The organism is Fortiea contorta PCC 7126, assembly GCF_000332295.1.
Lineage (GTDB): Bacteria > Cyanobacteriota > Cyanobacteriia > Cyanobacteriales > Nostocaceae > Fortiea > Fortiea contorta.
On record NZ_KB235930.1, the window covers coordinates 4,315,759 to 4,337,919 of the forward strand.

Below are 22,161 nucleotides of genomic sequence, written 5' to 3' on the forward strand. Positions count from 1 at the left end.
ATGTTGCACAGCCAGTTTAGCTGGGCGTGATTTACTGCATCTTAAACTTGAAAGCTTGACTCGAAAAAGACAGTAGTACGACACCTTGACTAAAGTCCCCTTTTGAATACTTTGTGGTATTGGTTGTACTGAACTAAGTTTTCTTTAAATTACTTCACCTAGGTACAGGTATCTCGATGTTGATTTCTTGGTTTACCCCCAGTCATTTTGTCATATTGGGGTTACAAATAGCTTTTGCGATCGCTCACAGTGGAGGTGCCGCTCTGCGTCCTTGGGCAGAAAAACGCATTGGGCCAAGGCTTTATCGCATTTTTTTTGCATTAGTCAGTCTGCCATTGGCTGTAATCTTAATTATTTACTTTTTTAACCACCGTTATGATGGCTGGCAACTTTGGCAGGTACAAGACGTACCAGGAGTGCAAATTATAGTTTGGGTGCTGTCAGCGATTTCATTTTTGTTTTTGTATCCTGCCACCTTCAATCTACTAGAAATTGCTGCTATTCAAAAGCCTCAAGTCCATCTTTTTGAGACGGGAATTATGCGTGTTTCCCGCCACCCACAAATGGTAGGACAAATAATTTGGTGTGTTGCCCATACTCTGTGGATCGGTACTAGTTTTACCTTGATTACTTCCATCGGCTTAGTATTGCACCACTTGTTTGGAGTTTGGCACGGGGATCATCGCCTGCAACAACGCTATGGTGAAGCCTTTACCCTGGTAAAACAACGGACTTCTATTATTCCTTTTCAAGCAATTATTGACGGTCGTCAATCTCTCAAATGGGTAGAATTTCTGCGTCCTGCCTATTTAGGAGTTGCTATTTTTGTCGGGTTACTTTGGTGGTTGCACCCCCTGTTGCTAGTAGCAACCAATAAGATATCATGGTAATTTTAGATGATCCCCATTATCAGCAGATACTGCCCAATCAATCACAAGCATCAGCTTATCAATTGCTACCAAATCAATGTAAGATAAACTCAAATAGCTGTCAGCAGGGGTTTATTTCATTCGGTTTGAGATCTTATATTGGTAGTCAGTGGTAAATTAGTTTTCACTGGGAGTAAATGCCAACTCAGTTTAAATTCCCATGCAGCAGCTATCAGGAGTTAAACATCAAAAAAAGCCACCGTGAATGTCGCGCTGGCTTTTTTGTCAGTGTCATAATTGACAAACTCGATTTTTGCGTAACTTTTTGTGCCCTGAGAAAGTCTATCGGCCGTAACTGACTGACCATCACTTCCTGCTGATAGCTAGTTTGATATAAAAACCTTATAATCCTAGAGGCGTCATGGTGTTGTCGGTTAGTGAGCGGACATTTACTCAAGAAGTTTTAGAATCTCCTATTCCCGTTTTGGTTAATTTTGAAGCGCCTTGGTGCGGCTTGTGCCGGATCATTCATCCATTACTGTTGCAATTTAAAGCCCAGTGCGGAGAGCAAATTAAATTAGTCAGCGTTAATGCTGATCAAAATTTCAAACTGTCTACCACTTATCGACTAAAGTCACTGCCAACTTTACTGTTGATTGAAAATGGCGCAATCCAGCATCGACTGGAAAGTTTCCGTGGTAGAGACGATTTAAGTCTGGCTCTAGAAGAAATCAAAATTAGCTATAACAACCGCTCTAAAGCCTACAATGGGCCAAAAACCTTAGATTTAGGTTGCCGAACAGCATAAGTAGCGCCAAAAGTCAACTAAAGCCTGAAGTATGAAGTATGAAGTATGAAATTCCTCCTATCCTTCATCATTTCTTCGGTTAAATTTGACTGGAAAAGTTAGGCAGGACGGCACAGCCAACCGCCTACCCTTCGCCAAATCCAAAATTGATTGACCATAGACTCTAGACTTGGCACAGCTGGCAGCAAATCTAAAACCAAGCTTAATTACCTCACCTAATCATCTTTAGGTGGGGTATTTTATGCTAGGGGGTGTGTGTCACAATTATTAACAGTTTCGACCTGGACAGTTGAACTCAGCACAGAAAATTCCCAAGTTTTGCTTGACGGCAGCTGTGACACCCTGTAGGCTCGCGACCATGCGTTCCTGACACTAACAGACTTTTCTACCCGTCACAATTCTTTAAAATAAATCTGCGGCACTGTCCTAACTAGTCAAGAATCCTAAAAGTACCCGTCAGTGATGGAAGTAATCTATCAATATGCCTGGCTGATCCCTGTATTACCTCTATTAGGGGCGATGCTAGTCGGTCTAGGGTTAATCTCGTTAAATCAGGTGACTAACCGCCTGCGACAGCTGAACGCTGTAGTGATTATCTCCCTAATGGGAGCAGCGATGGGGCTGTCGATCGCCTTGCTGTGGAGTCAAATTCAAGGACATGCACCTTACATCCGCACCCTAGAATGGGCAGCAGCAGGTAATTTTCATCTGAGCATGGGCTACACAATTGACCACCTGACAGCTTTGATGCTGGTAATTGTGACAACGGTAGCCGTCTTAGTCATGGTCTACACCGATGGCTACATGGCTCACGATCCAGGATATGTCAGGTTTTACGCCTATCTGAGCTTGTTTGGTTCCTCAATGTTGGGTCTGGTTGTCAGCCCCAACTTGGTGCAGATTTATATCTTCTGGGAACTGGTGGGGATGTGCTCCTACTTGCTGGTCGGATTTTGGTACGATCGCAAATCAGCAGCCGACGCCGCACAAAAGGCTTTCGTCACCAACCGCGTCGGTGACTTTGGTCTATTATTGGGCATTTTGGGGCTATTCTGGGCAACAGGCAGCTTTGACTTTACCGTCATGGGCGATCGCCTTTCACAACTCGTAGAATCGGGTTCTGTGAGCAATTTCCTCGCCGTCCTGTTGGCGATTTTAGTGTTCCTAGGCCCGGTGGCAAAATCTGCCCAATTTCCCCTCCATGTCTGGCTACCAGACGCAATGGAAGGCCCCACCCCCATTTCTGCCCTAATTCATGCCGCAACAATGGTGGCTGCAGGCGTGTTTCTCATCGCCCGCATGTACCCTGTATTTGAGCATGTACCAGCGGCAATGAATGTCATTGCCTTTACCGGGGCTTTTACAGCGTTTTTGGGAGCATCCATCGCTATTACCCAAAACGACATCAAAAAGGGTCTAGCCTACTCCACCATCTCTCAACTGGGCTACATGGTGATGGCTATGGGCATCGGTTCCTACAGCGCTGGATTATTCCACCTCATGACCCATGCCTATTTCAAGGCCATGCTATTCTTGGGTTCTGGTTCCGTGATTCACGGTATGGAAGGAGTTGTCGGTCATGACCCTGTGTTAGCGCAGGATATGCGCTTGATGGGGGGACTGCGAAAGTATATGCCTGTCACAGGGTTTACCTTCCTCATCGGCTGTTTAGCTATTTCTGGGATTCCTCCTTTTGCTGGTTTCTGGTCAAAAGACGAAATCTTGGGTAAGGCTTTTGAAGCTAATCCTTTCCTTTGGTTAATTGGCTGGTTAACTGCTGGCATTACGGCTTTTTACATGTTTAGAATGTATTTCTCAACATTTGAAGGCAAATTCCGGGGCACTGACCAGAAAATCAAAGAAAAACTGAAGAAAGCAGCGACAATTGTCTTGGAATTAGAGTCAGAAGCACCAGCACCAGTTTTTGGCCCCGGAGCCATGAAACACGGTGAGTTGGCTGCAACTGGTGGACATCATGACTCCCACGGTCATCACAGTGATACTCCCCATGAATCACCGTGGACAATGACTCTACCTTTAGCAGTTTTGGCGATTCCCTCGATTCTGATTGGATTGGTAGGAACTCCCTATGCTAACTATTTTGAGGAGTTTATCTTCCCTCCCACGGAAACCCTCAGCGAAGTTCTAGAAAAAGCTGCCGAGTTTAACCCGACAGAGTTTTATATCATGGCGGGGGCTTCTATTGGGATTTCCTTGATTGGGATTACCCTAGCTTCCTTGATGTATTTGCGCGGTAAGATTGACCCCGCGGCGATCGCTGCTAAAATCAAGCCGTTGTATGAGCTATCACTCAACAAGTGGTACTTTGATGACATTTATCATCGTGTCTTTGTTCTCGGCCTGCGTCGTCTAGCTAGACAAGTGATGGAAGTTGACTTCCGTGTCGTTGATGGTGCTGTTAACCTCACCGGCTTCTTTACACTAGTCAGTGGTGAAGGTTTGAAATATCTAGAAAACGGTCGCGCTCAATTCTATGCCTTGATTGTCTTTGGCGCTGTTTTGGGCTTAGTGATTGTCTTTGGTATCACCTAGATGTAGAGACGCGAAATTAACGTAGAGACGCGAAATTTCGCGTCTCTAAATGTGTTTGTTAGTGATGAACCCACAAGTACGTTGTATACAGATCAAGGCCAGCAGATGTGTCTGGATGCCTTCATCCTTCTTTACTTTTATTAAATCAACCTAAGATTGAAGACCAAACCCCCAAAAAGCTGCTAGTTAATAGCTAGTGACTTTTTGCCCAACATGATTTTGATTGCAGATGAATTGCGATGAATACAGCTAATTTCCCGTGGCTGACAACGATTATTTTGTTCCCGATAGCAGCCTCACTGCTGATTCCCATCATCCCGGATAAAGACGGCAAAACAGTGCGCTGGTATTCCCTCGTTGTAGGGTTAATCGATTTTGCACTGATTGTTTATGCTTTTTATACTGGTTATGACTTCTCCAATCCAGATTTGCAGTTGGTAGAGAGTTACGCTTGGCTACCACAACTGAATTTGAATTGGTCGGTAGGGGCAGATGGTTTGTCAATGCCTCTCATTATCCTGACCGGATTCATTACTACGCTGGCGATTTTAGCAGCTTGGCCTGTCACCCTCAAGCCCAGGCTGTTTTATTTCCTGTTTCTGGCGATGTATGGCGGTCAAATAGCCGTGTTCGCTGTCCAGGATTTACTGTTATTTTTCCTGGCGTGGGAACTGGAATTAGTCCCGATATACTTTCTGTTGTCGATTTGGGGAGGCAAAAAGCGACAATACGCAGCGACTAAGTTTATTTTATACACTGCAGGTGGATCGCTGTTTATTTTGCTGGCTGCGCTGACGATGGGATTTTATGGCGGTACGACGACGTTTGACATGCGAGAACTCGCACTGAAAAACTTCTCTCTCAATTTCCAACTAGCGGTATATGCTGGTTTTTTAATTGCTTACGCCGTCAAATTGCCGATTATTCCCCTTCATACCTGGCTACCAGATGCCCACGGTGAAGCTACAGCCCCTGTGCACATGTTACTGGCAGGTATTCTGCTGAAAATGGGCGGTTATGCCTTAATTCGCATGAATGCCCAGATGCTTCCTGATGCTCACGCTTATTTTGCGCCAGTTTTAGTCGTTTTGGGGGTAGTTAATATTATCTATGCTGCTCTCACATCCTTTGCCCAGCGCAACTTGAAGCGGAAAATTGCCTACTCTTCAATTTCCCATATGGGCTTTGTCACCATTGGGATTGCTTCTTTCACAGATTTGGGATTGAGTGGAGCCATGTTACAAATGGTTTCCCACGGGTTGATAGGAGCAAGTTTGTTCTTCTTGGTGGGTGCAACTTATGACCGGACACACACCCTGATGTTAGATGAAATGGGTGGTGTTGGTAAGAGAATGTCGAAGATTTTTGCCATGTTCACCGCCTGTTCTATGGCTTCTTTAGCTTTGCCTGGGATGAGTGGTTTTGTGGCGGAGTTAATGGTGTTTGTCGGTTTTGTCACCAGTGATGCTTATAACTTTACATTTAAAGTTATCGTGGTGTTTTTGATGGCTGTTGGGGTGATTTTAACTCCGATTTATCTGCTATCAATGTTGCGGGAAATTTTCTACGGTCAGGAGAACGAAGAATTAGTTTCTCACCAAGCTTTGATAGATGCTGAACCCCGCGAAGTGTTTATCATTGCTTGTTTGTTAATACCTATCATTGGTATTGGTTTCTATCCCAAGTTGCTGACTCAAATGTATGACGCAACAACAGTGCAATTAACTGCAAGATTGCGTGATTCAGTGCCGGCTTTGGCAGAGAATAAAGCAGCACCAGAGATTTCTTTGAGTGCGCCGACAATTAGTAATTAGTAGCGCCTAGTATTGGCAATTATGATTTTTTTAAGGGTGGGTTTTGTACCTGCCCTTTTTTAATTGTTTATGAAAAAATAGACTCGTTTGCTTCTGGAAACCAGTCTTCATTTAATACTAACTCTAAAGAATATGCACACTTTTCGGGAAACACAGAAATTAATATTCCTGTTTGTTTGGCTGCTTGCTGACGTGCTTTTTGGTAGCTTTGGTCTAGTTGTTTTGTAGGGTGATTTTTTAGACTAGGACTATCTTGAATAGCTAACTCAATTTGGGTACGAGCGTCAGTGATAGAATCTAGCCAACTATCTGAGCGGCGCTGTGGTTGATATTGCCACTTAAGCAGATGTAAAAGCAAGCGAATTAATTGACTAACAATTGCTCGTTGTTCGCTTTTGCCCAAATCTTCAACCTCTGCGATTAGATATTCTAAATCAATTTCTTGCCAGCGATGCTCTCGCAATAGTTGGGCTGTTATGTTGCTCCACAAATTAAAATCTGCTGGCTCAGTTGCGCTCATAACTAGCTCTTTGCTTTTGATGATATGGATATATTCATAATAGTGCGATCGCCTATTCAGAATTTACCTAGTTGATGCTGAGTGCGATCGCTATTTTTGAGTTTATTTATACCTGATATTAAATCAAGGTAACTATAACTCAGAAAGCAGTTTGTCATAATCTGCATGGATACCAATCCAAAACCAGACAATCCCGCTTTCGTTTCGCACACCAACAGCGCGATAACTTTTGCTAACACGGGCAGAGTAGATAGGTAAGATAGGATGCACTTGCTTGAAACGCAGGCTAGGATGCCAGGGATCTTGCTTAAACTGTCGATAGGCTTCTCGTGCTTGTTGCTGAACCTGTTTGGGAAGATTAGCAAATGCTTTGCGAAACTGAGCCGTTGTTCTGGATTTCACAGGGTTTCTGGATCTAACTCTTGGGTTTCGCCTGCTTGATCTGCGGCTAAAGCTGCTGCTGCAAGTTTAGCTAGCGCATCATGAGATTTTGCAAATGCACTATCCCAAAGGGCTTCATCTTCAAGTTCTTCTAGGATAAGCGCAGCAATTGCATCTTGCTCAGTTTCAGGAAGCTGTTTGATTTTGGCGATGGCTTGTTCAAGTAGCTCGGTCATATAACGCTGCTATCAAAAAGACCTGCTAACTATTCTACTGTTGTGTTGTGGTTCAGAGGTTTGGGCATTTTTTAGCGATCGCTCTTTTTGAGTTGATGGTGGTGTGTGGGCGATGATATCAAGTAATGTCATAAGTTACTGAGAAAGCTTCAAAATAAGTACTTACATAGTGTTATTTTTTACTTCTAGAGGCTAGCTTAATTATTATTATTCCAATCTTTAAGTCTCGAATAGAGGTTTCTCATGGCAGTTGAAAAGCTATCCGTGGCGCAAGCAAACTTAAAAATGACACTGTGGAATTCAGAAGCAGAAGCAATTAAAAGTAGCGAATTTTATGACTACCTGCAAGATATGGGCTTACCTGAAGAGATTGTCACTAGATTACACGAGCTTATCAGCCGTACTCTAAAGATTGGTAAAAAATTCTTTGCAATAGGTAAAATAGTGCTTTTTAAAATTATTGAATTTGTTAAAGCACATCCTTTCCTTGTTGCAGGTGCTGGAATATGTGCTGTTGTGGGATTAGCCATATACAACTTGATTATTTCAATTCCATTTTTGGGGCCATTTTTAGAGCCTATAGCCAGAGCTTTAGGAATTGGCATTACTTTGACTGGAGCTATTGTTGGACATGAGCTAGATAAGCGATTTCCAGGTGTAGGTCAAAACATTGTCGAAATTGTAAGCGAATTTTTCCAACTCTTCGCAGAAGTCATAAATGCACTTTCTCACGAGTTGGCCTTTATCTAATAAAAACTAATTTGTAAAGTTTGGAGATGCTATGACGGCAAATAAACGTAGTAAAGAAGACATACTAAAAGCGATTGAAAGACTAGAAAATAATCCTGGCGATCGCCTCATATTTCTAGCGGATATTGGAGCAATCGGTGTTGGTGCTGTTGGTGCTGGAGCGGCTGCATTTGCATTTGGTGGAACAACAGCTTCAATTTTATTTGGATTAGTAACTTTACCAGTAGCCGCTCCAGTTGGTGTTGTAGCAGGAGCTGCATTATTGGGTGGAGCAGCTTTACTTGGCGCTAAACGGTTTCTGATAGACGGTACTTATGAGGATGGAAAGCGTCAAGAAATGCTCAGACAACAGAAGGATTTACTACGAGAAATTGAAGAAAAAGAAAGAAAATCTAGCACCACTGAGAAAGACAAAACACAGTTTTACAGCTTTTTAAAGGAACCACTCAAGCGTGATTTAATTACTAGTGAAGATGCTCAAAAAATAATAGAGCTTGTAGAAAATGGAAAAATGTCTATCAGTGATGCTTATAAATCTGTTGGAGAAGTTTTATCTGAAGCAAGAGCATTACCCCCGTCCAATACTAAATAGAATCATTAGTTATTAGGATAAGTTAGAGCAATTAGCGCTTACCTTAAATTCCATCACAGAAATAGCTAAATCTTGCCCATTTAAAGAACTTGCCAACATAGCTTCTGTCCGCGCTGCACTCGATGATCCAAACCACGAATGGGAATTTTGATTTTAGGCTTTGCATAATTGCAGAATGATTATGAAGAGTGGGTTTTATACCTGCTCTTTTTTTGTGCAATCATAGCTATACACATAATTTGGTAACTGTAGGCAAATTATCTTAATCACTACTCGCATCACAAAAACTTTTGATAATTCCTAAAATCTTCCCCACATCATTGATAAAATATTCGTTTAAATCTATTTCCACTACTTGCCCAGTGAGGCGCATAAATTTCCAGTTAGTACCAGTAGTCACGCTACCATAAACCGTAGGAATTTCATTGCCTTTTTGCTGATTAAATAATTGTGCAGCTATCATTTCGGCGATGCATTGTCCTAAGCCAGATTGAATGTTATCGTTTTTTGCTTCTACTAAGGCAATAACTGGTAATTTAATAATTATCTGTTCTGGAGATTTACTAATAAGAAAATCACAAAAACCATTTAACCCTTTTTCGGGACTCACGTTAAATTCTCGACCAGAAAACAAACTGATTTGATTTTGTAATTGTTCTTTGAGTTCTAGAAGAATTGGGGTTAATATTAATTCAGATCGGGCTTTTTCTGTGGCGATCGCTAATGCTAATGGTAGATATTTTTTGAGGATTTGCGCTAAAAAATCGCTGTATTTTACTGGGGATATATCGGCAAAAATTCCCGCAGATTCTGTAATACTAATTCCAAAAGCTGTCTCAACAGTTTCTATGCTAAATTGACTGTATGGCATTATGATGAATTTAAATTAGGCTGATTTTGCTTCAGTCAGTGGATAAGCTTTATGTGCTTCTGCATAAATCTTTAATGCTACAGACATTTGCTGTTCAGCCGTTTCTCCCTGTGTTTGGAACCAAGCGAAGGTTTCGGGATCTACTTGAACTGTGATTGTTAAAGGTGATTTGGGTAATCGCAATTGTGCTTTACTAAAGAACTCATCTGTTAAAGGTGGAATATCTGAGGTGTCGATGTGTTCGTCGTTCATAGCATCGATTCTAGCCCAGTCGGTTTTTGAGGTATTGTTCATAGCGTTTTCGTTCGTGAGATAGTGCCTTTCGTATTGCTTTGGTTTTTATGCTCATCCCACTCAAATTTCATGTGCTGGATTTATTACAAAAACTTATTTGCATAAATTAAAATAACCCTCAAAAATCTTCATCATCCACAAAAAATTCGGCATCTTCATCTAACCGCGCATCTTGTGGAGAATTACCCAACCTCCACAAAGGTTGCAATACAGCTATGCCAATTAATCCTACACCGGCGCTAAATGCCAGCACCAAACCAAAGGGAATCTTAATCGATTGATACGCAAAGAATCTTAAAGATATTGGTTCAGCATTTTGGGCGGAAATAATCGCGATCGCTACTACCCAAACCGCTACAATTACAGATATTAATAAATTGACAATACTTTTCATAATTAACTATTCCCCTCTCCGCCAGCAGAGAGGGGTGATTCGCAACTCCTACTCTAACTTAGCAATTACACTCTCCATTTCTTGAGCGATTTTGGTAAGTTTTTCGGGGGAGTTGGTTTCCAGGTAAACACGCACCAAGGGTTCTGTACCAGAAGGACGCAGTAGTACCCAGCTACCCTCTTCTAAATACAGCTTAATACCATCCTTGCGTCCGACTTCTTTGACTTTAATTCCAGCTACCTCTGCAGGTGGATTTTTAGTAAAGGAGTCGATGACAGCAGTTTTGTGGGCTTCGGTGAGATGTAAATCAAGGCGGTTGTTATACAGCGGGCCATCAGCTTCGGCGATCGCTTCTTTGACAAGTTCACTCAGAGGTTTACCCTCATAGGCGATCGCTTCTGCCACGAGCATATCAGCTAACACACCATCTTTTTCAGGGATGTGTCCAATAATGCTCAAACCACCTGATTCTTCTCCACCAATTAATACAGTGGTTTCCCGCATTTTTTCCCCAATATATTTAAAGCCTACTGGCGTTTCATAAATTGGTAATCCATATTTGGCGGCGAAGTTATCTAGTAGATGGGTTGTGGCTACAGTGCGGACGATCGCACCAGTTTTACCTTTATTTTTGATTAAATGACGTGCTAATAATAACAGCACAGTATTGGGAGTCAAAACATTGCCTAATTCATCAACAATGCCAAAGCGATCGCTATCACCATCTGTCGCCAAACCCAAATCTGCTTGATCGGCGCGGACAGCTTCTACCAACTCAATTAATTGTTCTCCCTTTGGTTCTGGCATACCGCCGCCAAACAAAACATCCCGCCAAGCGTGGAAACTTTCTAATTGCACACCTGTTTGTTGCAAAACTTCATCTAAATATCCACGGGAGGTAGAATACAAAGCATCGTACTTTACCTTTAATTGGGCGCTTCTGATTTTTTCTGTATCTAAAAGGGTATAGATAAATTGCAGATAATCGGGTTTCGGATCGAAAATAGAAATAGAACCTGACGGGTTGCTACTTGGCAATCCATCTGATGCACTTTCAATATTTGCCACAATAGTATCAGTAATTTCTGGAGTGGCAGGCCCAGCATAATCAGGGATATATTTAATTCCACAGTATGGTGCTGGATTATGGCTAGCAGTAAACATTAACGCCCCCGCTGAATTCAAGTGACGGGCGTTATAGGCAATTACTGGTGTAGGACAATCCCGATCAGTAACTTTCACAGTCCATCCCAAATCTGCCAAGACTTGGGCGGCTGTCTTAGCAAACTGATCAGCCAAAAACCGGGTATCGTAAGCCACGAGCACCGGTCTGTCTTTGCTATAGGCTGTTTCCAGATAACTAGCGATCGCCCTTGTCACTTTCCGCACGTTAGGGAAAGTAAAGTCATCGGCGATAATCCCTCGCCAACCGTCGGTGCCAAATTTTATCTTGCTGGAACTACTACTGACGCTCATTTTGCCAATATCTCCCGTGCATCTTTATTACTATAGGAAGCTTCCCGCAAAGCGTGCGTAGCCGCAAGTGTGCCCACTGTATTTTTTCTCACAGCTTCTGCAATGTCAACCCCCGATCGCCCTTTTGCCAGTTACCACCTTTGGTCTTTAATTGCCCCAGCGACAGGGCAAGAACGCTGGCATTGCCAGATGCGACGGGGATTTATCAAAGCGCGTCAACACGAAGCCCAAGTCAAAGTACTGCTAGCAAAGGCCACTGCACCCCAGCGGATTGGTATACTCGCCCAGAAAGGCGTTTATGAGTTTCATCATAATAGACATCTGTTAAATCAAGCAGACGGTGTAGAAAAAGTTGCTCAAATACTCAAACTGAGCCACTCACCAGAGGAAGTGCAACAGCGCGTGTTGCAAATTTTGAAAAAATATCACGATGCACCGCTACTTTCTGGCAAGAATATCATTCAACTCACTCCTGGTGATGAAGGTTTCCCCAAACCGATTTTAATTGATCAGGATGATTATTGTTTCCGCTTATATGCAGCGATGGACTGCGTTTTTATTGACTCAGGGCGGATTTTACATATTTTGGATTTTAAAACAGGTAAATCTGCTTTTGACCGCCGACAAGCACTAGTTTATCTATTAGCAGCGCGTTATCTTTACCCTGGACGGCAAGCAGTAGCGTCATTTTATAATTTAGAACTAGGGAAAAAATCTGATTTAATTACTGTTAGTCACAGTGAGTTAGAATCCTTGGAATTTGAATTAGCTAATGTTGCCCATAAACATCAGCACGATTTGCAGAAATATCAGCAAAAAACTAGTAATTTTAGTCAAATATTTCCCCCTAATCCTGGATATCATTGTCGGTTCTGTCCATTTCGTTCTATCTGTGATTTTGCTGATGATAAGCACTCTCAATCACACCCCATGCCGAGTTTGAAAGTTAACGGGTGAGATTGCTATAGCAAGTGCAGCACATTTGATTTGTTAAATTTTTAGATACACCATCAGACACATTCCAAAATGAATCTAGAAATATTGCCATGCAGCGTCTCTACAAAGATTTTAGATAACCCATTTGACTAGGATTAGTTTATCTAATTTGGTATACAGATAACTTGACAAATAAAACAGTTTACGTAACTGAAAATATATAAAAATATGGATTTGACTACTGAACAAGACTAATGCGACAAATTAATGCTGTTGTTGAAAATCGTTTGTAGTCAAAACGCTATATAACTAAGCAAAATCTGCCCTAAACCCTGAGTCGAGAAAGACCACAAGCTAAAGAAATTCTTTAATTATCTCAGAGCATAAAGTATGATTTCTTGCTCTTAAAAAATAGGTGTATACTTTACTGTTTTATGGTATTTTATACGTTAAGAAGTTTAGTCTAAATTTTAAATATCTTGGAGAGCAACTTTATCTCACAAACGATTGGAGGTAACCTGCTGCCTCTAGTCGTCATTACCTCTACTGTAGGTGTAGCGGTAACGTTTTCTGCTGCCTTATTTGTTCTAGTGTTCGCGCTGAAAAAAATGATTGAATTGATCACAACTCGCTTTTTATCTGCTGAAGGTAGAAGAACATTTAGCACAGCTATTTCCTCTTACCAAAATTTTTTGGTTTTAAATGTTGTCCTAGTCTTAGTTGACTTGACTTTATTACTAATTCCTAAACCTAATTGGCTGAACTATGTAGAATTTGTCCTGGCGGTGTTAGTGGCTATTGCAACAGGGTGGTTGAGTTCTCGCTTATTCGAGAAGTTCTATGCAACCTACTTACAAGAAAATGCTCTCAGCCGCAGAATTAACAGTGAGTTACTGATAGTTGTTAATCTCATAGCTGATGTAGTCATTTTTCTGATTATCTTCTTTATTTTTGCTCAAACACACCATATCAATGTCTTGGGACTAACAACCAGCTTAGGAATTGGTGGATTAGCGGTAGCTTTCGCAGCACAAGAGACTTTGCAGCAATTGATAGGTGGAATCATTCTCTATATTGATAGGCCTTTTGTCATTGATGACTATATCAGTTTGCCCGATGGCACATTTGGTAGGGTCGAGTCAGTGGGATTGCGTTCTACAAAGATTCGTAATTCTGGTAAGGGAACCTTAACTATAGTTCCCAACAGTTCTTTAACCAGCATGAGTATCGAGAACTTCACAGGAGCCAGAAAAGTAGTTTCTTTGGTTTATTTAACTTTCTACAAACAGATACTCGAAGATGAGAGAGCATTAATTAGTCAAGTCATTTTAGAAAGCACCAAAGAAATTTTTGGTATCGACTCACGAAATACAGATGTGATCTTTAAAGATGTTCCCCGCAACGGCGGAATGAATCTTCTGGTTGCATCTCGCAATTCAGACATAACACCTCAAGAAATTAGTCCAGAGATTAGCCAAAAAAGAGGAGCTAATGTCACTCAGGCGCAAATAAACTTTTTCATTCTTGGTTCTGGTGAGATGTCAATGGAAATGCGCCGCCAGTTACTAGATATAGCTAAACAAAGCATAAGCTTGCGGTTAAAAGAGTATGGTATTGCTTTCGATATGGAAGAAAGACCAGTTGACGTTGATGCACCTATTACTATCTAACTTAATTATCGGGCTGAAATGCAAACTTTAACGAACATAAAACCTTTGCTTTTATTTGACGAATCGACGCAAAGACTGCTGATAACAATTGGTATTCAACTTTCAATTTTTCTACTGTTTATTTTCGTAGCTTATGTGGTGGGAAAATCATTTCCTCCCTTTCTGAATACAATTGTTAAAAGATTTTCACCGGAAATAGTTTTCAGAGTTTATGAAAATTTAACAAATCGCCTTGACAGAATAATAGGAATAGTAGCAACGTTCATCCTTGTGGGAGTTTGTCTAAATCTGATTCAACAGTATACGGGATTTTACCGTTTCTTGAGATTTTTCTCTGACCTAGCCATAGCTATCAGTTTGGGTGTATTAATTTCAGGATTATTTCGGAATTTCGTCCGAGTTTATGGAATTGATATGATCCGTAAACTGGGTTTTGAAATTGACGAGTTAATCCTTGTTTTTGAAACCATTGCTAATGTTATCATTGGATTTGTGGTGGCTGTAGCGTTTGCCCAAAGCCAAAACATTAATTTGATTGGTTTAATAGCTGGTTTAGGAATTGGCGGTATAGCAGTTGCTTTTGCGTCTCAAAAAACTTTAGAACAGATTTTTGGCACTGTTGTTATCTATCTAGATCGTCCTTATATTCCGGGAGAATATATTCGCGTTAGTTTAAGTTCGCAAGGAGTTTTATTTGCACGAGTAGAGTCTATTGGTCTACGTTCAACGAAGCTACGAACACTAGCTAAAAGTACTCTCGTCGTTGTGCCTAACTCAGTGATGGCAGAAGCAGATATCGAAAATATCACGCGCGGAAAAAAGGTGATGGTCTTACTATATCTTGATTTCGCTCGCCAGTTAGAAAAATCTGAACAAGCTTTGTTGGAAAAAGTTATTAAGGAAAGTACCAACTCATTGTTTGGTATAGATCCCAACAGTACAAAGATTAGTTTATTTCCCTACGGAGATAATCTCAAAGGAGTTCGCGCTAGGGTGAGTTTCTTTATCTTAGGCTCAAATGAAAATTCGATGGAATTCCGCAAGCGTTTATTAGAGATAGCTAATCAATCTATCTTGGAAAAACTTCAGGTTTATGGCATTGAATTTACCATGCAAGAACCAACTATTTACCTGGAATCTCCTGTACCAATTTAGTTATTAGTAACTCAATACAGGATACGGAAGCAGGGGAAACTAGTCCCCCCTTCCCGAAGCAAAACTCAAAATGGCGGCAATTCTTTAAGAATTGTAAAACGAATATGGTTAATTGCTAAATCACCGATCGCTATATCTTCTTTGGTGAGGCGAGCACCTTGACTGGTGACGGTTTCAAAAGTGATACCTTTACCAATCTCAATGTGATACCAGCATAAACCCATAAAAAAGCGTGTGGGATAAGGGCCATCCTCTCCCACATCATCAGGATTCGATTCCATTGGTAGCCAGCCGAAACCAGGGATATAGAACTCTAGCCAAACGTGGTTGAAGTCTGGTTGCAAAGGAACGCCGTGGAGTTCGCCATGTTGAGGACATTTGTATCTACCGACAGTGCGGCAAGGAATACCGTTGAGGCGGCATAATGCTAGTAAAACGCCCACGTACTCACCACAGGAACCTACACCCCGTTCTAAAACCACATCGGGTGTGTCGATGTAAGGTTTAATACCGTAGGATAATTCGTCGTAAACATAGTTGCGGATGCTGTACATTTTCCGCAAGAGGTTAGTTTCTGAACCAATGGCGTCACGGGCAGCGCGGCGGACTATGGTAGAGTCCATTGCTAAATCATCATCATCCACGAGGTAACGCGCTTGCAATTCCGCTGGAATTTCAGTAATATCCTCGACATCTCTAGGTGTGATACGATACTTAATTCCCCGCACTTCTAAAAGAGCTTTCCAACCAAATATGTGTCTTTCCCCTGGGGTTAGGGCATCAAATTTAAAAACGGCGACTCTTTGCCCGTCAATCACTTCTTCTGTGAAGGGTACACCGATCGCTTCTACATGCTTCAACTTTTGGCGTTCAGTGTCTGATGGCAAGGCGATGCGCCATTCTAATTCTGGTAAGTATACCTCTTCTAGGGGCGAGATTTCCTCAGCATAAGACATTTCAATCAGATAGCCGTTAGAGAGGGCGTAGCGCTGATCTGGCTGGTAATGGTAATGCAGAGGGTGAATAAAAGTGCGATCGCGGTAAGTTAATTCATGATTGGGGTCGGCATTGGGATTATCCCGGATATAAGGCTCCTCATCCGCATAGGCAATGTAAAGATTTTCCTGACCTGATTCGCTATCTCGGTGAATGGCGATGCCTGTGGGTGATGCAAAGGGTGTGAGGATAGTAAATTGAATTTCGCCTGTAGCTCTGTCTAAAGAATAGACGGTTTGCTCAGTGCGATCGCACACCCATAAAGTTTCTTGACTAACTACCAAATTTTCCACACCCACCCCAGGAGCATAAAATCTAGTAATTTCTTTGCGGGTATCGCCGTCAAACACGAGAATTGAACCTAGCCGCTGACAGCTAACATAGACAGTCGATTCCCACACAGCAACACCATCAGCAGGATATGGCAATGTGGCAAAATGCTCTAAGCCCAATGAAGCCAGCTTGCACAAATAAACACTGTTACCACGAGTCACCCACAGGGTATCTTCCCATACTGCCAAACCCGTCACCTCACTAAATTCCCGGACTTGGTGGGGGTTAAGAATTTTGCTATTGTCAGAGCTAGGATCAATCTCCAACAGATGCCCTTTAGCAGTATCAATCCCAATGAGTGTATCTTTAATGAAAGCAATGCCACCCAAAGCGGCAGCACTAAGCGGTCGAATTGTTTTTTGCCCTAACATCTGACTAACGGTCATACTGGGGAGTACAAAACTCATATTAAGCATATTCATATAACCGTTTAGCACGCCTAGGAGAGATTGTGGTAATGGTAGTGTTACCAAATTGGCAAATTATTTTACTGACAATTAATAATACTTTGTCAGAACTAAAACTAGCTTTTAAGCAATAATACATAGAAAAACCAGAGATAAAAATTGCCAACATTCAGGAATCACACCTAATAATCATCCAGTTTGGCAATACATCTAATGTAACTTTAGTTGATGGTTTTCCGACCATCACTAAATTATGATCAAATTTTGTAACCATTTCCTGTGACATACACGATGTCTGCTAATTCTCTGCCTGAAGATGCTGCCGTTTGGCATAGTTTGGAAGTTAATAAAGCGCTAGACCTGCTGGATAGTAATGCAGACAGTGGCTTGACGCCCCAAGAAGTTGAACAGCGATCGCAAAAATACGGCCCCAATGAACTCCAAGAAACTGGCGGTCGCAGCACTTGGGAAATCCTGCTAGATCAGTTCAAAAATATCATGCTGTTGATGCTGATCGGCGTGGCTTTGATTTCCGGGATCTTAGACTTGATTGCTTGGCAAGGGGGTACTTTAAAGCCGGGCGAGGTGCCATTCAAAGACACGATCGCTATTATGGCAATTGTCATCCTTAACGGCATTCTTGGTTATGTGCAAGAAAGCCGCGCCGAACAGGCTCTAGCCGCCCTGAAAAAATTAGCATCGCCTCTAGTGCGAGTAATTCGCAACGGCAGACTGGTAGATGTCGCAGCCAAAGAATTAGTCCCAGGAGATGTGATGCTGCTGGAAGCAGGCGTACAAATAGCTGCAGACGGACGGTTGATTGAACAAGCAAATTTACAAGTGCGGGAGTCGGCGCTGACTGGTGAAGCGGAAGCAGTCAATAAACAAGCAACGCTCGTCCTCCCAGAAGAAACAGATTTAGGCGATCGCATTAATTTAGTCTTCCAGGGAACTGAAGTTGTCCAAGGAAGGGCTAAAGTCCTGGTGTCTAAAACCGGGATGAAAACAGAACTAGGGAAAATCGCCGCCATGTTACAGGCGGTGGAAAGTGAACCAACGCCCCTCCAGCGGCGGATGACTCAACTGGGTAACACCCTGGTGACGGGTTCCTTAGTTTTGGTGGCGATCGTCGTGGTTGGCGGTATCATCCAAGCCAGGGGTTTCAGTAACTTACAAGAACTTTTAGAAGTTTCTTTGAGTATGGCGGTGGCTGTGGTTCCCGAAGGTTTACCAGCGGTAATCACCGTAACTTTGGCTCTGGGCACTCAGCGCATGGTACGTCAAAATGCTTTGATCCGCAAACTGCCAGCGGTGGAAACCTTGGGATCTGTCACCACCATCTGCTCTGATAAAACTGGGACGCTGACGCAAAATAAAATGGTCGTGCAGTCAGCTTATACCAATAATCACTCGTTCCGTGTCACTGGAGAGGGTTACGCTCCCGTAGGTGATTTTCAACTGGATGGACGCAAAGTCACTGCAGATGATTATCCAGAAATCACCCCTCTACTCGTCGCTTGCGCCGTTTGTAATGATTCCGTGTTGCAAAAAGAAAAAGGCGAATGGGTGATTTTAGGCGACCCCACCGAAGGAGCATTAATCACCTTGGCAGGGAAAGCGGGAATTGAAAAAGACCAGTGGAGTAGTAAATTACCCAGAGTCGCCGAGTTTCCCTTCTCTTCAGAACGCAAGCGGATGAGCGTAATTTCCGCAGTTGAGCAAGTAGTATCAAGTACATCACCCATTGCAGATGTTGACCCAGCGATCGCTAATCTGCTCAAATCAGAAAATTATTTAATGTTCACCAAAGGTTCCCCAGAATTAACCTTGGCGCGCTGCACACAAATTTATTTAGGCGATCGCACTGAACCTTTGACACCAGAACAACGCCAGCAAATTCAAGCCCAAAACGACATCATGGCTGGTAGAGGGTTGCGGGTGTTGGGATTTGCCTACAAGCCCTTATTAGAAGTTCCCCCGGAAGGGTCAGAGGAAACCTCCGAAAATGACTTGGTGTGGTTAGGCTTGGTAGGAATGTTAGACGCACCCCGCCCAGAGGTGAAAACCGCCGTCCAAGAATGTCGAGAAGCGGGAATTCGCCCAGTGATGATCACAGGCGACCACCAATTAACCGCCAGAGCGATCGCCACTGATTTAGGCATTGCCGAAAAAGACGCCCGCGCCCTCACAGGTCAAGAGTTGCAGCGGATGAGTGACCAGGAATTAGAGCAACAAGTTGACTTAGTGAGTATTTATGCTAGAGTCGCCCCCGAACACAAACTGCGAATTGTGCAAGCACTGCAACGCCGGGGTAGATTCGTCGCTATGACGGGTGATGGGGTGAATGATGCTCCCGCCCTCAAACAAGCCGACATCGGTATCGCTATGGGCATCACAGGTACAGATGTCAGCAAAGAAGCCAGTGACATGGTACTGCTAGATGACAACTTTGCCACAATTGTTGCTGCTACCAAGGAAGGTAGAGTTGTTTACACTAACATTCGTCGTTTTATTAAATACATCCTCGGTAGTAACATCGGCGAAGTATTAACCATCGCCGCCGCACCCTTAATTGGCTTGGGAGGCGTTCCCCTCAGTCCCCTGCAAATTCTCTGGATGAACTTAGTCACAGACGGTTTACCCGCCCTAGCCTTGGCTGTGGAACCTCCAGAACCAGACGTGATGAAGCGCCCCCCCTTCAGTCCCCGCGAAAGTATTTTCGCTCGCGGCTTGGGTGCTTACATGATTCGCATTGGTATCGTGTTTGCAATCATTTCCATTGCTTTAATGGCCTGGGCTTACAACCACACCCACGCCGCCGGCTATCAAGGAAATCCCGATGCTTGGAAGACAATGGTATTCACAACCCTGTGTATTGCTCAGATGGGTCATGCGATCGCTATTCGCTCTAATAATCAATTGACCATCGAGATGAATCCTTTATCTAACCCCTATGTACTGTGGGCGGTGGTCGTCACCACAATTTTGCAACTGATGCTAGTTTACGTCGCACCCCTGCGCGCTTTCTTCGGCACTCACTGGTTGAGTCCAGAAGAATTGGGAATTTGTATCGGCTTCAGTGCTTTGATGTTTGTTTGGGTGGAATTGGAGAAACTTTACTTCCGTTTTATGGGCAAGAAGACTGTGTGATGGCGTGGAAAGATGGGGGGTGGGGTGATGGGGGGATGGGGTGATGGGGTGATGGGGGGATGGGGTGATGGGGTGATGGGGGGATGGGGTGATGGGGGGATGGGGGGATGGGGGCATGGGGTGATGGGGGCATGGGGTGATTAAAGTGTGAGCCTTTGAGCCTCAAGCGTCAGCCTTTGAACCTCAAGCGTCAGCCTTTGAACCTCAAGCGTCAGCCTTTGAACCTCAAGCGTCAGCCTTTGAACCTCAAGTGTGAGCCTTTGAACCTCAAGCGTCAGCCTTTGAACCTCAAGTGTCAGCCTTTGAACCTCAAGCGTCAGCCTTTGAACCTCAAGCGTCAGCCTTTGAACCTCAACACTCCCCACCTCCCCACCTCCCCATCTCCCCACCTCCCCACCTCCCCATCTCCCCATCTCCCCACCTCCCCATCTCCCCATCTCCCCACCTCCCCACCTCCCCACCTCCCCACCTCCCCATCTCCCCACCTCCCCACCTCCCCACCTCCCCATCTCCCCACCTCCCCATCTCCCCACCTCCCCACCTCCCCATCTCCCCATCTCCCCACCTCCCCACCTCCCCACCTCCCCACCTCCCCACCTCCCCACCTCCCACACCTCCCACACCTCCCCAGCATGTACCTGAAAAATATTCACCTCCGACATTTTCGCAATTACAAGGACCAGAAGGTCGATTTTGCTGCTGCTAAAACGATTTTGGTGGGGAATAATGCTCAGGGAAAGTCGAATTTATTGGAAGCGGTGGAGTTGTTAGCGACATTGCGATCGCATCGGATGGCACGCGATCGCGATTTGGTGGAAGATGGGGAAGCGATCGCCCAGATTCACGCCACCTTGGAGCGGGAAGCTGGTATCAGTGAGTTGACTTTGACTTTTCGTCGTCATGGCCGTCGCACTGTCGCCCTCAATGGTGAATCAATGCGGCGTCAAATCGACTTCCTCGGTATGCTGAATGCAGTGCAGTTTTCTAGTCTGGATTTGGATTTGGTGCGCGGGGGCCCTGAAGGTCGTCGTCACTGGTTAGATACGCTGTTAATTCAACTAGAGCCTGTGTATGCTCATATTTTGCAGCAGTATAATCAGGTACTGCGCCAGCGCAACGCTTTTTTAAAAAAAAATTTTGAAACTTTATCTGCAACCTCCACACAATCGGAACTGGCTTTATGGGACGCACAGTTAGCTGCTACCGGAACGCGAGTAATTAGAAGACGCGATCGCGCCCTCCAACGACTAGCCCCCATCGCTACAGCTTGGCACGCTAGCATTAGTGGCAGTACGGAAAATCTTCAGGTTAAATATGCACCAAATGTGCCTCTGGAGCAAAATCAACCAGAAGAAATACAAGCAGCTTTTTTAACCAAGATTCAGCAGCGGGGAATAGCCGAATTACGCCAAGGTACAACTCTTGTCGGCCCCCATCGTGATGAGGTGGAATTGTCAATTAACCACACACCCGCACGTCAATACGGTTCTCAAGGTCAGCAACGCACTTTAGTATTAGCCTTAAAATTAGCCGAGTTACAACTGATAGAAGAAGTGGTGGGCGAACCGCCATTGTTGTTACTAGATGACGTTTTAGCAGAATTAGACCCATCTCGACAAAATCAATTACTTGACGCTATCCAAGACCGATTTCAAACTTTAATCACTACAACTCACTTGGGTTCCTTTGATGCTCAGTGGTTGAAATCTTCCCAAATTTTCACAGTCAAGTCAGGGGAGATAGCATTAGCAAACGCTTTTTATTAAAAGCAATGGGAAACCCCATCCTCTGTGTTTGTAGTGAGGACTTTAGTCCTCAAATATAAAAGCACGCTTTGTGCTGACTACAAACATATCAAAACTTGGCGACAAACCATTAGTCTCTCATCCCTAACCCCTATTTTCATCAAAATGATGGAATAAGAGGGAAGATAAATAAGAATACAAAGCACTGGCG

Annotated in this window: 19 protein-coding genes; 11 read left to right on the plus strand and 8 right to left on the minus strand. The window is 43.5% G+C overall.

What is annotated here, in order from left to right; genetic code table 11:
• Positions 1-176: 176 nt before the first annotated feature.
• The 4 genes from MIC7126_RS0119990 (at position 177) to ndhD1 (ending at position 6,044) form a co-directional block, all read left to right on the plus strand.
• Entirely contained in the window at positions 177-890 is a 714-nt protein-coding gene (locus tag MIC7126_RS0119990; RefSeq protein WP_017654933.1) for an NnrU family protein, read from the plus strand.
• A gap of 400 nt (positions 891-1,290) precedes the next feature.
• Positions 1,291-1,677, plus strand: coding sequence for a thioredoxin family protein (locus MIC7126_RS0120000; RefSeq protein ID WP_017654935.1), 387 nt, complete (start codon positions 1,291-1,293; stop codon positions 1,675-1,677).
• A 462-nt stretch (positions 1,678-2,139) separates the two neighbouring features.
• Positions 2,140-4,230: an NAD(P)H-quinone oxidoreductase subunit 5 gene (locus MIC7126_RS0120005; RefSeq protein WP_017654936.1), complete on the plus strand. Its 2,091-nt coding sequence runs from the start codon at positions 2,140-2,142 to the stop codon at positions 4,228-4,230.
• A gap of 239 nt (positions 4,231-4,469) precedes the next feature.
• Positions 4,470-6,044 carry a photosynthetic/respiratory NAD(P)H-quinone oxidoreductase subunit D1 gene (gene ndhD1, locus MIC7126_RS0120010; RefSeq protein WP_017654937.1) on the plus strand — a complete coding sequence of 525 codons (1,575 nt, stop codon included), beginning with the start codon at positions 4,470-4,472 and terminating at the stop codon, positions 6,042-6,044.
• A 67-nt stretch (positions 6,045-6,111) separates the two neighbouring features.
• Here ndhD1 and MIC7126_RS0120015 read toward each other — a convergent pair whose 3' ends face one another.
• From MIC7126_RS0120015 to MIC7126_RS0120025, 3 genes are all read right to left on the minus strand, one after another.
• The gene (locus MIC7126_RS0120015) at positions 6,112-6,564 is read right to left on the minus strand and encodes a DUF29 domain-containing protein (protein WP_017654938.1); all 453 of its coding nucleotides are present in this window, start codon (positions 6,562-6,564) and stop codon (positions 6,112-6,114) included.
• 132 nt (positions 6,565-6,696) lie between these two features.
• A complete protein-coding gene (locus MIC7126_RS0120020) occupies positions 6,697-6,966 on the minus strand; it encodes a type II toxin-antitoxin system RelE family toxin (protein WP_017654939.1) in 270 nt (89 codons plus the stop codon).
• Positions 6,963-7,181, minus strand: coding sequence for a hypothetical protein (locus MIC7126_RS0120025; RefSeq protein WP_017654940.1), 219 nt, complete (start codon positions 7,179-7,181; stop codon positions 6,963-6,965). The genes MIC7126_RS0120020 and MIC7126_RS0120025 overlap by 4 nt, the downstream gene beginning before the upstream one ends.
• 243 nt (positions 7,182-7,424) lie before the next feature.
• Between MIC7126_RS0120025 and MIC7126_RS0120030 the strand changes: the two genes are divergently transcribed.
• Positions 7,425-7,931 (plus strand): hypothetical protein, encoded by a 507-nt coding sequence (locus MIC7126_RS0120030; protein WP_017654941.1) that lies wholly within the window; start codon positions 7,425-7,427, stop codon positions 7,929-7,931.
• A 31-nt stretch (positions 7,932-7,962) separates the two neighbouring features.
• Positions 7,963-8,523 (plus strand): hypothetical protein, encoded by a 561-nt coding sequence (locus tag MIC7126_RS0120035; protein WP_017654942.1) that lies wholly within the window; start codon positions 7,963-7,965, stop codon positions 8,521-8,523.
• Between the two features lie 262 nt (positions 8,524-8,785).
• Here MIC7126_RS0120035 and MIC7126_RS0120040 read toward each other — a convergent pair whose 3' ends face one another.
• The 4 genes from MIC7126_RS0120040 to MIC7126_RS0120055 form a co-directional block, all read right to left on the minus strand.
• The gene (locus MIC7126_RS0120040; protein WP_017654943.1) at positions 8,786-9,394 is read right to left on the minus strand and encodes a hypothetical protein; all 609 of its coding nucleotides are present in this window, start codon (positions 9,392-9,394) and stop codon (positions 8,786-8,788) included.
• Between the two features lie 15 nt (positions 9,395-9,409).
• On the minus strand, positions 9,410-9,688 hold the full coding sequence (locus MIC7126_RS0120045) for a hypothetical protein (protein WP_017654944.1): 279 nt from the start codon (positions 9,686-9,688) through the stop codon (positions 9,410-9,412).
• 118 nt (positions 9,689-9,806) lie between these two features.
• Entirely contained in the window at positions 9,807-10,082 is a 276-nt protein-coding gene (locus MIC7126_RS0120050; protein WP_017654945.1) for a lipopolysaccharide assembly protein LapA domain-containing protein, read from the minus strand.
• Positions 10,083-10,130: 48 nt separating this feature from the next.
• The gene (locus tag MIC7126_RS0120055) at positions 10,131-11,558 is read right to left on the minus strand and encodes a phosphoglucomutase/phosphomannomutase family protein (RefSeq protein WP_017654946.1); all 1,428 of its coding nucleotides are present in this window, start codon (positions 11,556-11,558) and stop codon (positions 10,131-10,133) included.
• 102 nt (positions 11,559-11,660) lie between these two features.
• On the opposite strand from MIC7126_RS0120055, the gene MIC7126_RS0120060 reads away from it, so the two are divergent.
• From MIC7126_RS0120060 to MIC7126_RS0120070, 3 genes are all read left to right on the plus strand, one after another.
• Positions 11,661-12,515 (plus strand): PD-(D/E)XK nuclease family protein, encoded by an 855-nt coding sequence (locus MIC7126_RS0120060; RefSeq protein ID WP_026100401.1) that lies wholly within the window; start codon positions 11,661-11,663, stop codon positions 12,513-12,515.
• Positions 12,516-13,102: 587 nt separating this feature from the next.
• Positions 13,103-14,164: a mechanosensitive ion channel family protein gene (locus MIC7126_RS0120065; RefSeq protein ID WP_017654948.1), complete on the plus strand. Its 1,062-nt coding sequence runs from the start codon at positions 13,103-13,105 to the stop codon at positions 14,162-14,164.
• An 18-nt stretch (positions 14,165-14,182) separates the two neighbouring features.
• Positions 14,183-15,319, plus strand: coding sequence for a mechanosensitive ion channel family protein (locus MIC7126_RS0120070; RefSeq protein ID WP_017654949.1), 1,137 nt, complete (start codon positions 14,183-14,185; stop codon positions 15,317-15,319).
• Positions 15,320-15,384: 65 nt separating this feature from the next.
• Here the strand turns inward: MIC7126_RS0120070 and MIC7126_RS0120075 are convergent, their stop codons facing one another.
• A complete protein-coding gene (locus MIC7126_RS0120075) occupies positions 15,385-17,055 on the minus strand; it encodes a transglutaminase domain-containing protein (protein WP_017654950.1) in 1,671 nt (556 codons plus the stop codon).
• 291 nt (positions 17,056-17,346) lie between these two features.
• Here MIC7126_RS0120075 and MIC7126_RS0120085 point away from each other — a divergent pair, with 291 nt between their 5' ends.
• Together MIC7126_RS0120085 and recF are read left to right on the plus strand one after the other, a co-directional pair.
• Positions 17,347-20,205: a cation-translocating P-type ATPase gene (locus tag MIC7126_RS0120085; RefSeq protein WP_017654951.1), complete on the plus strand. Its 2,859-nt coding sequence runs from the start codon at positions 17,347-17,349 to the stop codon at positions 20,203-20,205.
• Between the two features lie 632 nt (positions 20,206-20,837).
• Positions 20,838-21,971: a DNA replication/repair protein RecF gene (gene recF / locus MIC7126_RS0120105; RefSeq protein WP_026100403.1), complete on the plus strand. Its 1,134-nt coding sequence runs from the start codon at positions 20,838-20,840 to the stop codon at positions 21,969-21,971.
• The last annotated feature ends 190 nt before the right edge of the window (positions 21,972-22,161 follow it).

Bases quoted from the DNA above. Each gene is read 5' to 3' on its own strand.
- MIC7126_RS0120035 (WP_017654942.1), top strand. From the start codon at position 7,963: ATGACGGCAAATAAACGTAGTAAAGAAGACATACTAAAAGCGATTGAA.
- MIC7126_RS0120070 (WP_017654949.1), top strand. From the start codon at position 14,183: ATGCAAACTTTAACGAACATAAAACCTTTGCTTTTATTTGACGAATCG.
- MIC7126_RS0120055 (WP_017654946.1), bottom strand. From the start codon at position 11,558: ATGAGCGTCAGTAGTAGTTCCAGCAAGATAAAATTTGGCACCGACGGT.
- MIC7126_RS0119990 (WP_017654933.1), top strand. From the start codon at position 177: ATGTTGATTTCTTGGTTTACCCCCAGTCATTTTGTCATATTGGGGTTA.
- MIC7126_RS0120065 (WP_017654948.1), top strand. From the start codon at position 13,103: ATGATTGAATTGATCACAACTCGCTTTTTATCTGCTGAAGGTAGAAGA.
- MIC7126_RS0120050 (WP_017654945.1), bottom strand. From the start codon at position 10,082: ATGAAAAGTATTGTCAATTTATTAATATCTGTAATTGTAGCGGTTTGG.
- MIC7126_RS0120005 (WP_017654936.1), top strand. From the start codon at position 2,140: ATGGAAGTAATCTATCAATATGCCTGGCTGATCCCTGTATTACCTCTA.
- MIC7126_RS0120030 (WP_017654941.1), top strand. From the start codon at position 7,425: ATGGCAGTTGAAAAGCTATCCGTGGCGCAAGCAAACTTAAAAATGACA.
- MIC7126_RS0120040 (WP_017654943.1), bottom strand. From the start codon at position 9,394: ATGCCATACAGTCAATTTAGCATAGAAACTGTTGAGACAGCTTTTGGA.
- MIC7126_RS0120045 (WP_017654944.1), bottom strand. From the start codon at position 9,688: ATGAACAATACCTCAAAAACCGACTGGGCTAGAATCGATGCTATGAAC.
- MIC7126_RS0120025 (WP_017654940.1), bottom strand. From the start codon at position 7,181: ATGACCGAGCTACTTGAACAAGCCATCGCCAAAATCAAACAGCTTCCT.
- MIC7126_RS0120015 (WP_017654938.1), bottom strand. From the start codon at position 6,564: ATGAGCGCAACTGAGCCAGCAGATTTTAATTTGTGGAGCAACATAACA.
- recF (WP_026100403.1), top strand. From the start codon at position 20,838: ATGTACCTGAAAAATATTCACCTCCGACATTTTCGCAATTACAAGGAC.
- MIC7126_RS0120060 (WP_026100401.1), top strand. From the start codon at position 11,661: ATGTCAACCCCCGATCGCCCTTTTGCCAGTTACCACCTTTGGTCTTTA.
- MIC7126_RS0120085 (WP_017654951.1), top strand. From the start codon at position 17,347: ATGTCTGCTAATTCTCTGCCTGAAGATGCTGCCGTTTGGCATAGTTTG.
- MIC7126_RS0120075 (WP_017654950.1), bottom strand. From the start codon at position 17,055: ATGAGTTTTGTACTCCCCAGTATGACCGTTAGTCAGATGTTAGGGCAA.
- MIC7126_RS0120000 (WP_017654935.1), top strand. From the start codon at position 1,291: ATGGTGTTGTCGGTTAGTGAGCGGACATTTACTCAAGAAGTTTTAGAA.
- ndhD1 (WP_017654937.1), top strand. From the start codon at position 4,470: ATGAATACAGCTAATTTCCCGTGGCTGACAACGATTATTTTGTTCCCG.